The sequence below is a fragment of the Streptococcus gallolyticus subsp. gallolyticus DSM 16831 genome (assembly GCF_002000985.1).
Taxonomy (GTDB): Bacteria; Bacillota; Bacilli; order Lactobacillales; family Streptococcaceae; genus Streptococcus; species Streptococcus gallolyticus.
On sequence record NZ_CP018822.1, the window covers coordinates 922,879 to 937,245 of the forward strand.

Consider the following 14,367-nt stretch of genomic DNA (forward strand, 5'->3'; position numbering starts at 1 on the left):
AGTGAGGAGTTTTCATGAAATATCATCAAGAGAAGAAATTTACAGATTCTTGGTTTTTTAAATGGTTTTTAAATAATCAAGCAGTTGTCGCTGTTTTGATTACTTTTCTTGTGTTTTTAACCCTTTATCTCTTTACCAAGATTTCATTTTTATTTACGCCGATTATATCTTTTATAGCTATTATTATGTTGCCTTTGGTGATTTCGGCAATTCTCTATTATTTAATCAAACCCTTGGTTGATTTTATTGAGAAACGTGGCGTTAGTCGGACAACTTCTATTTTTATTGTGTTTGCGATTATCATTGCTTTGCTAATCTGGGCTGTGGCAAGCTTTATCCCAACGATTCAAGAACAGTTAACGTCTTTCGTTGAGAATTTACCAAGTTATGTTAGAAGCATTAATGTTGAAGCCAATAAATTTTTAGAGAGCCCTTGGCTAGCCAATTATCAAGAAGAATTGGAAGAAATGCTGTCAAATGTGAGCACGAAAGCGATTGATTATGCGGAAAGCTTTTCAAAAAATGCGATTGACTGGGCATCAAATTTTGCCAGTGCGATTGCTCGTGTAACTGTGGCAATCATTATGTCGCCTTTTATCTTATTTTATTTCTTGCGTGATAGCGGTAAGATGAAAGAAGGCTTATTAAAAACACTTCCGACACGAATGCGCCGCCCAATTTCGCGTGTTCTCGGTGATATTAATAAACAATTGGCTGGTTATGTTCAAGGACAAGTAACGGTTGCTATTGTTGTTGGTATTATGTTTACGATTTTCTTTAATATTATTGGTTTGCGTTATGCGGCTACTTTTGGGATTATCGCTGGTTTTCTTAATATGATTCCTTATCTTGGAAGCTTTCTTGCCATGGTTCCAGTCGTTATCATGGGAGTTGTCCAAGGTCCGATTATGCTCATTAAAGTTTTGATAACATTTGTTGTTGAGCAGACAATCGAGGGACGTTTTGTTTCACCTTTGGTTCTGGGAAGCAAATTGAGCATTCACCCGATTACCATCATGTTTATTTTGCTAACGTCTGGGTCAATGTTTGGTGTTTGGGGCGTTTTCCTAGGGATTCCAATTTACGCTTCAATCAAAGTTGTTGTTAAAGAAATTTTTGAATGGTACAAACGTATCAGTGGTTTGTATGAGGAAGAAGTACTTGTTATAGAAGGGGAAGAAAAAGCTAAAGATGTTGAATAGTGAAAAAATGGTGGCTTCGATTCAAAAACAAGATTTGGAGCATGCTGATAAATATTTTAAACGCGCCTTAAAAGAAGATGATGCTGAGACGCTCTTGGAATTGGCAGAATATCTTGAAAGCATTGGTTTTTTGCCACAAGCAAGGGAAATTTATTTGCAGGAGCGTGAGCGTTATCCTGAAGTAAATATTAACCTAGCGCAGATTGCAACTGAAGATGGTGATATTGAGGGAGCTTTCTTGTATTTGGATGCCATTTCACCAGAAAGCGAAGCATATTTGTCAGCTTTGCTTGTCATGGCTGATATTTACGATATGGAAGGCTTGACAGATGTTGCGCGTGAGAAATTATTGCTAGCTAGTGAAATCAGCGATGAACCATTGGTTATTTTTGGTTTGGCTGAAATTGAGTTAGAATTAGGTAATTTTAATCAAGCAATCAAAGAATACGCTAAGTTGGATAACCGTGAAATCCTTGAATTAACGGGGATTTCTACTTATCAACGTATCGGTCATGCTTATGCTAGTCTTGGGAAATTTGAGGCAGCGATTGAATTTCTTGAAAAAGCGATTGAAATTGAATACGACGACGGAACAATTTTTGAATTAGCCACTATTTTGTATGACCAAGGGGAGTATCAAAAGGCAAATGTTTACTTTAAGCAGTTGGATACGATGAATCCTGATTTTGAGGGCTATGAATATGTCTATGCCCAATCTCTCCATGAGGAAAATAAAACAGAAGAAGCGCTTCGCCTAGTTCAAAAAGGTTTGAGCAAAAACGAATTTGATACCAATTTGTTGCTTGCTGCGTCACAATTGTCATATGAATTGCATGATTCTAAGCAAGCTGAAAGCTATCTTTTGAAAGCAAAAGATGTTGCGGTTGATGATGAAGATGTCTTGATGCGTTTGACCAACTTGTATTTGGAAGAAGAGCGTTATGAAGATGTTGTTGCTTTGTCACGTGATAATATCGATAGCGTCCTAACAAAATGGAATATCGCTAAAGCTTACCAAGCCTTGGAAGCTGATAAAAAAGCGCTTAAGCTTTATGATGAATTGGCGACAGATTTAGCAGATAATCCAGAATTCTTGCAAGACTATGCTTATATTTTACGTGAATTTGGGCAAAAGGAACGTGCTCATCAAGTTGCAGAACGTTATTTGCAATTGGTTCCAGATGATGTGAATATGGTGGAATTTTTAAATGAAAATGAATTTTAGAAATCTCTTGGTCAGTAATCTCATTACGGTCATCATTATCTTTGTTTTGTTAAGTATTTTTGACCATAGTGGCGACCCATTGCGCAATATCATTATTGTATTTGTCGGATTTATCGTGATGACCATTTATGATTTTGTTAGAACAAGACGAAAAAAGTAATCAGTTCAGTAGAAGTTGAGACAAAGGTGCTCAACTTCTTTATTTTGTGTAGTTATCATTTACAAGATAAATTTTTTGATTTTTCTATTGACATATCGAGAAAAATAGATATAATAGAATCATGGAAAATGTAGAAATCTTTAAAGCCTTAGCCAATGACTATCGATTACAAATCCTTTTTTGGTTGAAAAATCCGGAAAAATATTTTGTCCATGAGGAAAATGTGGATATGAGAGAAGTAGGCGTTTGTGTTGGTGAAATTCAAAAACAATTAGGGCTAACACAGTCAACAACGTCCCACTATCTTTCAATGCTTCAAAAAGCTAATCTGTTGATTGCTACCAGAATCGGAAAATGGACTTATTATCGTCGTAACGAAGTAACGCTTAAATACCTTCGTGACTTCATCGATAAAGAGTTGTAAAAAAAGAAAAATTTTTTTGAAACAACATATCGAAAAATCTAAATATATCGTTTTAAAGTTTTCTATGATTTTCTACAATACAGAAAAAGGGGTCATTTTATGTCAAATCAATTAACCGACAAAGTCGTTTTGCGTCATGGCGCAGTTTTAAATAATCGCATGGCGATGTCACCGATGCAAACTCATTCAGGAAAACGTGGTGGCTTTGTTTCAGATGATACGCTTCGCTATTACAATGCACGTTCAAAAGCAGCAGGGCTTTTGATTACAGAGTTTCATTATGTTAGTCCAAATGGTGGTCCAGCTTATGTGCCTGGCTATCCTGAACAATTAGGGGCTTATTCTGATGAGCATTTAGACGGTTTGCGTCAAGTAGCTCAAGCTTTGAAAAAGGATGGCAATAAGGCAATTCTCCAAATTCATCACGGCGGTCGCGCAGCTATTGGGCAAGCGGTTAGCGGGCAAGATGTCGTTGCCCCAAGTCAGGTTGATTTTAGTTTCCTAGATTATCCTATTCGTGAATTAACAGCAGACGAAATTGATGATATTATCAAAGATTTTGGCAAAGCCACTCGACGTGCGATTAAAGCTGGATTTGACGGCGTTGAAATTCATGGAGCCAATCATTACCTTATCCAACAATTCTTCTCAAAATTATCAAATTTCCGTACCGATAAATGGGGTGGTAGTCTTGAAAAGAGAATGGCGTTTCCACTAGCTGTTGTTGCTGAGGTTATGGACGTTGTTGCCAAAGAAGCACCGCAAGATTTTATCGTTGGTTATCGTATTAGTCCAGAAGAAATTCATGGTGATGCGATTGGTTATACTTACAAAGAATCTGTTCAACTTATCGCAGAAGTGGTGAAATATCAATTGGATTACATTCACCTATCGCTTTGGGATGGTTATTCTTCAAGACCGCAAGGCGTTGATAAGACATATGCAGAATTGTTCAGAGAAGTTCTTGACGATGAGACAAAATTAATGTTGGTTGGTGGTGTTTTTGAAGAAGAAGCTGCGCGTGATGCGGTTGAAAACTATGGTGATTTAATTGCTGTTGGACGTGGTACTTTGGTTGACCCATTATTTGCTGAAAAAGTCATGTTGGGTCAAGGAGATACGATTTTAAGTGAAGTGAGTCCTGAAACACTTGATTATATCAAATGGACACCAGGTTTATTTGAAGCATTTTCGCGTCAAGATTCTCTTGGTTTGCCAAAAATTCCTGGGGCACAAAGTATCTATCATCTTCATACAGGACGTTTTGATATGTACTCTAAAAAATAATCAAAGAAGAATGAAGTAATGCAGTCAACTATCATTCTTTCTGAAATGGTTTAGACAATATAAGCAGTGATAAGCGAATCGGTTATGTTATCAGAAGCGATTCGCTTTTGTGATATGATGACAGATTGTCTAAAATTGGCTTGATATTTTTATTTTAGAGCAGAACCATTTTCAGATTATTTAAAATTATTTCAAAGAAAGATAAAGAAAAAATTCACAAACAATTTTTCACAAACTTTCTGTAAAACTATGGTATAATTGAATCATATTTGTGAAAAAACAAAAATTTGTGATTTAGATTTGACTGATTCTTACACCAAATCCAGCTATGATTTTGATGCTTTTCGGCAGTAAAATGAATGAGTCATCTAAAGACATATAGGAGATAAAATGACAGACAATAATAAACAATATGGGGCTGATTTAGTAGTAGATAGCCTCATTAATCATGACATTGATTATGTCTTTGGTATTCCTGGTGCTAAAATTGACCGTGTGTTTGACACGCTCGAGGACAAGGGACCAAAATTGATTGTCGCTCGTCATGAGCAAAATGCCGCTTTTATGGCGCAAGGAATTGGACGTATTACAGGTACGCCCGGTGTTGTGATTACAACAAGTGGTCCTGGGGTTTCAAACTTGGCGACAGGTTTGGTAACCGCAACGGATGAAGGTGACCCTGTTTTGGCGATTTCAGGACAAGTTAAACGTTCTGATTTGTTGAAACGTTCTCACCAATCTATGAAAAATGTGGCAATGATGGAGCCAGTCACAAAATATGCAGTAGAAGTTCATGACCCAAACACACTTTCTGAAACAATCGCTAATGCTTATCGTGTGGCAAAATCAGGAAAACGCGGTGCTAGTTTTGTGTCTATTCCACAAGATGTGACTGATAGTTTGGTTTCGGTCAAAGCGATTAAGCCACTAACCGACCCAAAACTTGGTTCTGCATCAGTTGATGATGTCAATTATCTAGCACAAGCGATTCGTAACGCTGACTTGCCAGTGCTTCTTTTGGGAAATGGTGCTTCAACACGTGCTGTTACCAATGCTATTCGCAAGTTGCTAGAAGCGGTTAAATTGCCAGTTGTTGAAACATTCCAAGGTGCAGGCATTGTCTCACGTGAATTGGAAGAAGATACTTTCTTTGGACGTGTTGGGCTTTTCCGCAATCAGCCAGGTGACATGTTGCTTAAAAAAGCTGACCTTGTTATTGCTATCGGTTATGACCCAATCGAGTATGAAGCCCGAAATTGGAATGCTGAAATTTCAGCTCGTATTATTGTTATCGACGTTGCGCAAGCTGAAATCGATACTTATTTCCAACCAGAACGTGAATTGATTGGTAACATTGCGGATACGATTGACTTGCTCTTGCCTGCCGTTAATGGTTATGTTTTGCCAAAAGCCTCAGTAGACTATTTACAAAATCTGAAGAAAAATGTTGTTGAAGATGTCAAATTTGACCGTAATTCCAAGGAAGGTTTGGTTCACCCGCTTGATGTTATTGATGTCTTACAAGAAAATACAACAGATGATATGACTGTTACTGTTGACGTTGGTAGTCACTACATTTGGATGGCGCGTTATTTCAAATCATACGAAGCTCGTCACTTGCTTTTCTCAAATGGAATGCAAACCCTCGGTGTTGCACTTCCTTGGGCAATCTCAGCAGCGCTTGTACGTCCAAATACGAAAGTTATTTCAGTTTCTGGTGACGGTGGCTTCCTCTTTTCAGCGCAAGAATTGGAAACTGCCGTACGCCTTAATTTACCAATCGTTCACATCATTTGGAATGATGGCAAATACAACATGGTTGAATTCCAAGAAGAAATGAAATACGGTCGTTCATCAGGCGTTGATTTTGGTCCAGTTGATTTTGTTAAATATGCAGAAAGTTTTGGTGCAAAAGGTTATCGTGTTGACAGCAAAGTTTCATTTGAAGAAACACTCAAGAAAGCTTTGGAAGAAGCAAGCAATGCTCCAATTTTGATTGATATTCCAATCGACTACAAAGATAATATCAAACTTGGCGAAACAATCCTGCCAGACGAATTCTATTAACTTGATTTTTTAACCATATGGCAATAAAATAATACTAGAAGATACTATTTAATTTTGATGACGAAAGTGAAGGAGAATATGTCAGAAGCAATTAAACTTTTTCAATATAATACATTAAGTGCCCTTATGTCTGGACTTTACGGTGGGACATTAACTATTGGTGAGCTTTTAGAGCACGGTGATTTGGGAATTGGGACACTTGATTCTATTGATGGAGAGTTGATTATTCTTGATGGTAAAGCTTATCAAGCCAAAGGTTCTGAAGGGAAAGCAGAAGTAGTGGAAGTTTCTGATGATGTCAAAGTGCCTTATGCAGCGGTAGTGCCTCACCAAGCTGAAGTGATTTTCAAGCAACGCTTTGCAATGACTGACAAGGAATTGGAAAAACGTATTGAATCTTATTATGACGGTGTTAATCTATTCCGTTCGATTAAGATTAAAGGAACATTTGCAAAAATGCATGTGCGTATGATTCCAAAATCAGCGCCTGATATCAAGTTTGCGGATGTCGCAACGCACCAACCAGAATACACACGTGAAAACATTTCAGGTACGATTGTTGGGATTTGGACACCACAAATGTTCCATGGCGTTAGCTCGGCAGGTTATCATTTGCATTTCATTTCTGATGATTTCACATTTGGTGGTCATATTATGGACTTTGTCATTTCAGAAGGTGTGGTTGAAGTTGGACCAGTTGACCAACTTGACCAACGTTTCCCAGTCCAAGACCGCAAATACCTTTTTGCGAAATTCAATATGGATGAATTGAAAGAAGACATCACAAAAAGCGAATAAAAACCGTTTATTTGGCATAAGTTATAAAAATTATTGCCCTTGTTTGATTTCAGGATTATTGGCGAGCTTTGCTCCCAACAAAACGATACTTACTGTTGCGAACTTGAGGAATTCCTTGGCTTCCTTCAACTGTCCGCTGGACTATTGAACCTACCGATGGCTCAAAACATCTAGTGGACGGTTTGAGGTTTGAGACTAGAAATCAAAAAGCGAGGCATCTAAGAAAGTATCAAAAAATTTTTTCAATCTAGAGAGTCTGGGACAAAAGTACCCAGCTTCTTTGTTTATATAGTTATTATTTACAAGACGCAGTAGTTGAGTGGATTCTAATGCGCTGATAAATCAGCTTTTACAACCCTACTCAACCTTGCGGGGGTGGGACGACGAAATCGAATTTCTTCGAAATTACCGATTTCTGTCCCACTCCCTTTTTATAATCTAAGGAGTTGATTTTTAGTCATATTTGTCCTAAAATAGAAAACGTTGTGCATGTGAATTTTGTATCAAAGTTGATAGAATTTTAAGAATTGTATGACTATTTTTTAAAAACAGGAGAATGTATGGATATTTTTCGAAAGACCCCTATGACGCAAAAGAGGAGCTTTTTGCAACGACGTTTGGGGCTAGCTGAGCTTATCTTTTTAGGGGTGGGCTCGATTGTTGGAACTGGTATTTTCACGATAACAGGAGTGGGTGCTGCCCAATATGCAGGTCCTGCTATTACGATATCAATCCTTATCGCTGCTCTTTGTGTGACGATATCGGCTTTGTTTTTTGCTGAATTTTCATCACGATTACCTCACTCAGGTGGCGTTTATCGCTATTTATATACTGTTTTTGGGGAATATCCTGCTTGGATTGCTGGCTGGTTTATGATTATCGAATTTGCAGGTGCGATTTCAACAGCGGCTTCTGGTTGGGGAGAGTATCTGAAAGCTTTCTTGAAAACGTTTGGCATTAGTTTGCCGACAGCGTTAAGTGGTCCATTCAATCCTAAAAACGGAACTTATATTGATATTGTTCCAGTTATTTTATTATTCTTTGTGACTGCCCTTGTTTTGTTGGGAGTTCAAACGGTATTAAGGTTTAATTCGATTTTGGTTATTTTCAAATTAGCCGTTTTACTCATTTTCATTGCTTTGGGGTTGACAGCGATTAATACTGCTAATTGGAGTGATTTTGCCCCATACGGTTTTGGTCAAATTTATGGCGGAAAAGTTGGGATTATGGCAGGAGCTTCTTTGATGTTCTTTGCATTTCTGGGATTTGAATCCATTTCAATGGCAGCAGATGAAACAAAGGAGCCGCAAAAGAAAATCCCACAAGGCATCTTTATCTCAATCGGCTTGGTGACTTTGTTGTATGTTGCGGTAACCTTGATTTTAACAGGAACTGTTCACTATTCAAAATTAAATATTACGGATGTTGTTCCGTATGTGTTGCGTAGCATTGGTTTTCCATTTATCGGAAATTTTGTATCAATTGTTGTTATCATGACACTTGTTACCGTCTGCATTTCCATGATGTACGCTTTAACACGTATGATTTATAATATTAGTTGTGACGGTCTTTTGCCTGAACAATTTCAAGAATTAACACCGAAGAGTAAAGTTCCGAAGAAAGCAACGATTTTTGTTGGTTTGGTAACCATGTTCTTTTCAGGTGTGTTGCAATTAGAAATTTTAGCCTTGTTGGTTAATATTGTAACCTTGGCTTATCTGATTTTGTTAGCTCTGGGAGTGATTAAACTTCGCAAAGATTTTGGCGAACCAAAAGAGGAAGAATTTAGAACACCTTGGGTGCCATTTTTACCGCTGTTATCGATTGTTATTTGCCTATCATTGATGACACAATGCAAAGCGATTACTTGGTATGGTTTCATTGCATCCTTTATTCTTGGAAGTCTCATCTATTTTGGATATGGATACAGACATTCTAAGTTAAGGGAAGATAGTAAAAAATAAGAAAACTCACTTTAAATCAACCGAAAGGGAGATTTAGAGTGAGTTTTTGTTTATTTTGTCATGCGCATACTGTTGATTTTTTCTCCGGTCGGAGTGACACGAAGCGTTTTTTGACCAGTATAAGTTACAAAACCAGGTTTGCCACCAGTTGGTTTGTTAAGCTTTTTAGCTTCAATCATATCAACCTGGACAAGGTTGGACAGACGTGCTTTTGAGTAGTAGGCAGCTAATTCAGCAGCGTCAGTTTTGACTTCGTCGCTTGGATTGAGATTATCCTTGATAAGAACGTGGCTACCAGGAATATCCTTAGCATGGAACCAAAGTTCTCCTTTTTTTGCCATTTTGAAAGTCAATTCATCATTTTGCAGGTTGTTGCGTCCAACCATGATAATCGTTTTACCATCTGAAGCCAAGTATTGTTCTGGTTTTTTGCGTTTGTGGCGTTTATCGCGCGTGCGACGTTTGACAAAGCCAGTTTCGACTAATTCCTCGCGAATGTCCTCGATATCAGAAATTGACGCGTGATTCAATGCTGTTTCAACGCTTTCGAGGTAAGTAATCGTATCCTTGGTTTCTTGAATAAGCCCTGTCAAGTGCTTCACAGCTTCTTTTAATTTTTGGTATTTTTTGAAATAACGCTGCGCATTTTGACTAGGTGTCAGGCTTTTATCGAGCGCAATGACGATTTTTTCGTTGGTGTAGTAGTTGTCTAATTTGACTTGGTCTTGATTGTTTGGCACTAGCGTGAGATAGGTCGTTAAAAGTTCTCCTTTTTGGCGGAATTCTTCCGCATTTTCCGTCGCTAATAATTCTTTTTCTTGCTTGCCAAGTTTTTTGATATTTTTATCCAACTCTGTTTGAACACGGTGAATCAAATCGCTTGATTGCTGATTGACACGGTCGCGTTCAGCCTTATCTTGATAAAAAACATCCAAGAGTTCAGAAAGACTGTCAAATTGCTTATCGCTCTTGTCAAATAGCACAGCAGCAAATGATTTATCGGTCATATTTGGTTGACATGGTCTAGCAAAGAAAGCACGGAATTGTTTCAGTTTGTCATTGCTGAGCTGAGCAGCCAAATTTTCCGCGGTATCACGTCCCAAGCCTTGGAAAAGTTTTTGCAGATTGCGCGGTGCCAAATCTTCTGTCTGCAAAAGTTCAAATAATTTTTCATCTGAAACAGTGAAAGGATTTTTAGCCTCTGTTTTTGGCGGTGCAAGATAAGTTGAGCCAGGCAAGATAGTGCGGTAGCTATTTTGTGAGAAACCAATATGCTTGATTGACTCGATAATCTTGCTTTCAGCTTTATCAATCAAAATAATATTGCTGTGTTTGCCCATGATTTCAATTACCAAGGTGACTTTGATGTTATCACCGATTTCATTTTTATTAGAAAATGCGATTTCTAAAATACGGTCATTTTCAATCTGTGTAATGCTTTCAATGACTGCCCCTTGAAGGTATTTTCGCATAATCATGGTAAAGGTATTTGGGGTTTGTGGATTTTGAAAATCAGCTGTCGTGATTTGCACACGTCCGAAAACAGGGTGAGCAGAAAGCAAGAGCTTATAATTCTTACGATTGTTGCGAATGGTTAAAACCAACTCACGTTCAAAAGGTTGATTGACCTTTTGAATACGTCCGTAAAGTAGCTCTTCTTGTAATTCTTTTGTTAAATGGTGTAGAAAAAAACCATCAAATGACATGATTAAAGTTGCCGCAAGATTAGTCAATCAAAAATGTTAAGAAATCTTACGACGTCTCCTTTCTAATCTCATGTGTTCAATCCCTTTATTATACCATATCCTTGGCGAAAACTGGGATTTTAGTCATGGGAAAGTTGCTGATGTTATTTTTTTAGTTTTTGGATAATGGGAATGAGGTCTTGGTAGTAGGTGTTGTCCATTTTTATAATGGCGTAAGTTTTGATAAAGACGTCTCTGAATTTTTGAGAGCTGATGACAATATTGTCATTAGTTAGCATACGGTCGGCAATGTCTTGGCTAACGATAGTAATCCCAGTACCTGATAAGACCTCATGTTCAATGAGCGATAAATTGTCAATGGAAAGGTGGTGCTGTGTAGGAAGTTGATTGATTTTGATAAATTCCTTCAAAAAATTATGATAACTACTAGTCATATGATAGAGCAAAAACAGGGTTTCTTGCCCGTTATCAAAGGCTTCAATCAATTCTTTTTGACCGACAATGGTCAATTTATCAGCACGAAGTTGGATTTTAAGCACACCTTTTTGGGTATAGCTGCCAGACATTATTCCGAGGTCTATTTGGTCGTTTAAAAGAGCTTCAAAAATACTTCGTGAATTGCTGTAAGTCTGAACGCTTAATTTATGGTGTTCAGGAAGATTTTTTTGAATGGTTGACAAAAAGGTCTTGAGATAGGAAATATCAGAACCAAGCACAATGGTTTGCTCAAAATCGGACGTTAATTTATCAAGAAGGTCATTATAAGCAAGTAGGGTTTGATTAGCAAAGTGATAAATTTCTTTTCCTTTGTTTGTTAACGCTATTTTTTATTTTTACGTAAGAAAATCTCACATAAATTGTTGCTGATTTCTTTGACACGTTTGGAAACAGCTGGCTGACTGATATTATTAAGCTTAGCTGCTTCTGAAAAACTTTGTGTTTCATAAATGTCTTTGATTAATTTGAAGTCAAAAATGGATAATTTATAACTAGATTTCATATTTTAAATCATATCATAAAGAAAAGTTATATTCAATCACTTGTTGAAATGACTTTTTTGCGAAAAAATGTTAGAAAAAAGACAAAAAACAGCTTATATGTTAGAAAATCTAACATATAACATTGAAAAAACATTCTGAAAATTATAAAATATTGACATCAATTGAGAAAGAGGTCATTGGCATGGTTGTTTTAGAGGAAGAACTAGCAAATTTCGATTTAAATGCAAAATACATGATTGAAATGAAGGCAATCAAAAAAAGTTATGGCAAGCAGGAGGTTTTAAAAAATATCAATCTTTCTGTTAAAAAAGGTGAGGTCGTTGTGTTGATTGGCCCATCAGGAAGTGGCAAATCAACGCTTATTCGTACTATTAATAAATTGGAACATATTAATGGTGGAAAAATGGCTGTCATGGGAAAAAATATTTATGACATGAATATGAATGATAATCTCTTGCGAGAACGTGTTAATATGGTTTTCCAACATTTTAATCTCTTTAATAATATGACCATTGCACGAAATATCAGTATTGGTCCTGAAAAACTACATCGGAAAAGCGGTGAAAAACTGCAAGAAAAGGTGAGTGGCTTGCTAGATTTAGTGGGGTTATCAGATAAATGGGATGCTTATCCTGAAAATCTCTCAGGTGGACAAAAGCAACGTGTGGCGATTGCCAGAGCGTTAGCCATGGAGCCTGATATTATTTTATTTGATGAACCGACATCAGCTCTTGACCCTGAAATGGTTGGTGAGGTTTTACAAGTCATGAAAGCTATTGCTAAGAGCGGAACAACAATGATTATTGTGACACATGAAATTGGTTTTGCAAAGGAAGTGGCTGACCGAATTGTCTTTCTTGAAAATGGGGAATTAATTGCTGATATGTTGCCTGAAGAGGTTAATAGTTCTTACCCAAATCAGCGTGTCGCAAATTTCTTAAAGCAAATTTTGTAAGTGTTAGGAGAGGTTATGGTTATTGATTTTCTACAAAATTATGGCAGTTTTATTTTAGATGGTGCTCTGATGACGGTGTTTTTATCAGTTGTTTCAATGATTTTAGCACTTGTCTTGGGAGGTTTTGTTACTGCGGCACGAATGAGTGATAATCTGTTGATTAGTGGGCTAACGAAGCTATACATTGAAGTGGTTCGTGGTCTTCCAATGCTGGTTATTTTGTCACTGTTCTTTTACGGCTTACCTGAACTTGGTTTCAATGTTCCAGACGGTTCGCTCTTTGGCGTTGATTTAGACCGTTTGATTTCAGCTCTGATTGGTTTAACCGTTGGAGAATCGGTTTTTGTTGCTGAAATTTATCGATCAGGGATTCAAGCTGTTGATTCAGGGCAGTTTGAAGGTGCTCGAAGTATTGGTTTTAATAAATTTCAGACTTATCGTTATGTGATTATTCCACAGGCATTTAAAAATATTCTCCCAACCTTGGGAAATGAATTTGCCAATAATATCAAATCAAGTTCGCAAGCGTCGGTTATCGGGGTGGCAGATTTGATGTTCACAGCAAGTACGATTCAAGGGATTTCTTACAAACCTTTCCAAGCTGTTATCGCGGTTGGTATTGTTTATCTGCTCTTTACCTTTTCAACAACGCGCATTGTTGCCCATTACGAAAAGAAAATGAGCCGCAGCACCGAAGAACCACTAACCATAGTGGAAAAAATTCGTCAGATGATGCAAACTATCAAGGCAAGCTGGAAAAAATTGACCTTAACCACCGCAATCATTGCTGCTATTGTCGGTATTTTCGCTTTGAATCATGGTGGAGCTTCAAAAACGGTTTCTAGTGTTGAGAAAATCAAAGAATCTGGACAACTTGTTGTTGCGACGAATATCGGCTACGCTCCATATGAATTTTACGATTTGACATCAGGACATAAAAAGGCGGTTGGGGTTGACATTGCCTTTGCCCAACAATTAGCGGATAAATTGCAGGTTAAATTAGTCGTTAAAAATATGAATTTTGATTCTATTTTGGGAACCATTACCTCTGGAAATGCGGATATTGCCATTGCGGGAATGACAAAAACAAAAGAACGTGAAAAATCCGTTGATTTTACTGAAAATTATGTGAAGCAAACCAACAAAGTGGTTGTTCGAAAAGAGGTCGCCAGTCAATACACGTCAATTAAAAGTTTGGCGTCAACAACAATTGCTGTGCAAAAATCAACAACACAAGCTGATGTGGTTGAGGATGATATTAAACCTCAACAAATTGTTGCCTTATCAAGCTTACCAGATGTTTTCTTAAATTTACTCCAAGGGAAAGTCGATGCAGTTGTTGCTGATGACACGGTTGCTGACCAATACATCGCAAGCAATGACAATCTAACATATGCCGATATTGAATTGCCGGGGACAACCGAAACAGCCATGGCATTAACCAAAGGAAATAGTTCTTTGAAAGAATATGTTGACCAATTAATTGAGCAAGACAAAAAAGACGGCACCTTTGATAAATGGATGGCAGAATATAGTGAATTAGCACAGAAAAATACAACAGAAGAATAGAAAGAGGAA

13 protein-coding genes are annotated in these 14,367 nt (G+C 37.4%); 10 read left to right on the top strand and 3 right to left on the bottom strand.

Features of this window, described 5'->3' with window-relative positions:
* Positions 1–14 precede the first annotated feature (14 nt).
* The 8 genes from BTR42_RS04810 to BTR42_RS04845 all read left to right on the top strand — a co-directional run bounded on the left by BTR42_RS04810 (position 15) and on the right by BTR42_RS04845 (position 9,127).
* Positions 15–1,202 (top strand): AI-2E family transporter, encoded by a 1,188-nt coding sequence (locus tag BTR42_RS04810; RefSeq protein ID WP_009853948.1) that lies wholly within the window; start codon positions 15–17, stop codon positions 1,200–1,202.
* The gene (locus BTR42_RS04815; RefSeq protein WP_077496634.1) at positions 1,192–2,427 is read left to right on the top strand and encodes a tetratricopeptide repeat protein; all 1,236 of its coding nucleotides are present in this window, start codon (positions 1,192–1,194) and stop codon (positions 2,425–2,427) included. Before BTR42_RS04810 ends, BTR42_RS04815 begins: the two co-directional genes overlap by 11 nt.
* Positions 2,411–2,587 carry a hypothetical protein gene (locus BTR42_RS04820; protein ID WP_009853950.1) on the top strand — a complete coding sequence of 59 codons (177 nt, stop codon included), beginning with the start codon at positions 2,411–2,413 and terminating at the stop codon, positions 2,585–2,587. Before BTR42_RS04815 ends, BTR42_RS04820 begins: the two co-directional genes overlap by 17 nt.
* Before the next feature lie 121 nt (positions 2,588–2,708).
* The gene (locus tag BTR42_RS04825; protein WP_077496636.1) at positions 2,709–3,011 is read left to right on the top strand and encodes an ArsR/SmtB family transcription factor; all 303 of its coding nucleotides are present in this window, start codon (positions 2,709–2,711) and stop codon (positions 3,009–3,011) included.
* A 99-nt stretch (positions 3,012–3,110) separates the two neighbouring features.
* Entirely contained in the window at positions 3,111–4,298 is a 1,188-nt protein-coding gene (locus BTR42_RS04830) for an NADH-dependent flavin oxidoreductase (RefSeq protein WP_077496638.1), read from the top strand.
* A 390-nt stretch (positions 4,299–4,688) separates the two neighbouring features.
* Positions 4,689–6,365: an acetolactate synthase AlsS gene (gene alsS / locus BTR42_RS04835; protein WP_077496640.1), complete on the top strand. Its 1,677-nt coding sequence runs from the start codon at positions 4,689–4,691 to the stop codon at positions 6,363–6,365.
* Positions 6,366–6,443: 78 nt separating this feature from the next.
* Positions 6,444–7,163: an acetolactate decarboxylase gene (gene budA, locus BTR42_RS04840; RefSeq protein WP_012961793.1), complete on the top strand. Its 720-nt coding sequence runs from the start codon at positions 6,444–6,446 to the stop codon at positions 7,161–7,163.
* 560 nt (positions 7,164–7,723) lie between these two features.
* Positions 7,724–9,127, top strand: coding sequence for an APC family permease (locus BTR42_RS04845; RefSeq protein WP_013642961.1), 1,404 nt, complete (start codon positions 7,724–7,726; stop codon positions 9,125–9,127).
* 50 nt (positions 9,128–9,177) lie between these two features.
* Here the strand turns inward: BTR42_RS04845 and BTR42_RS04850 are convergent, their stop codons facing one another.
* From BTR42_RS04850 to BTR42_RS12875, 3 genes are all read right to left on the bottom strand, one after another.
* Positions 9,178–10,833, bottom strand: a complete 1,656-nt coding sequence (locus BTR42_RS04850; protein WP_077498005.1) for an Rqc2 family fibronectin-binding protein — start codon at positions 10,831–10,833, stop codon at positions 9,178–9,180.
* A 143-nt stretch (positions 10,834–10,976) separates the two neighbouring features.
* Complete coding sequence (locus BTR42_RS12870; RefSeq protein WP_231873071.1) at positions 10,977–11,513, bottom strand: LysR substrate-binding domain-containing protein; 537 nt, start codon at positions 11,511–11,513, stop codon at positions 10,977–10,979.
* Between the two features lie 140 nt (positions 11,514–11,653).
* A complete protein-coding gene (locus BTR42_RS12875; RefSeq protein ID WP_231873072.1) occupies positions 11,654–11,833 on the bottom strand; it encodes a helix-turn-helix domain-containing protein in 180 nt (59 codons plus the stop codon).
* A 182-nt stretch (positions 11,834–12,015) separates the two neighbouring features.
* Between BTR42_RS12875 and BTR42_RS04860 the strand changes: the two genes are divergently transcribed.
* Both BTR42_RS04860 and BTR42_RS04865 read left to right on the top strand, forming a co-directional pair.
* A complete protein-coding gene (locus BTR42_RS04860) occupies positions 12,016–12,789 on the top strand; it encodes an amino acid ABC transporter ATP-binding protein (RefSeq protein ID WP_013642964.1) in 774 nt (257 codons plus the stop codon).
* A gap of 15 nt (positions 12,790–12,804) precedes the next feature.
* Positions 12,805–14,358, top strand: a complete 1,554-nt coding sequence (locus BTR42_RS04865; RefSeq protein WP_043878548.1) for an ABC transporter permease subunit — start codon at positions 12,805–12,807, stop codon at positions 14,356–14,358.
* The last annotated feature ends 9 nt before the right edge of the window (positions 14,359–14,367 follow it).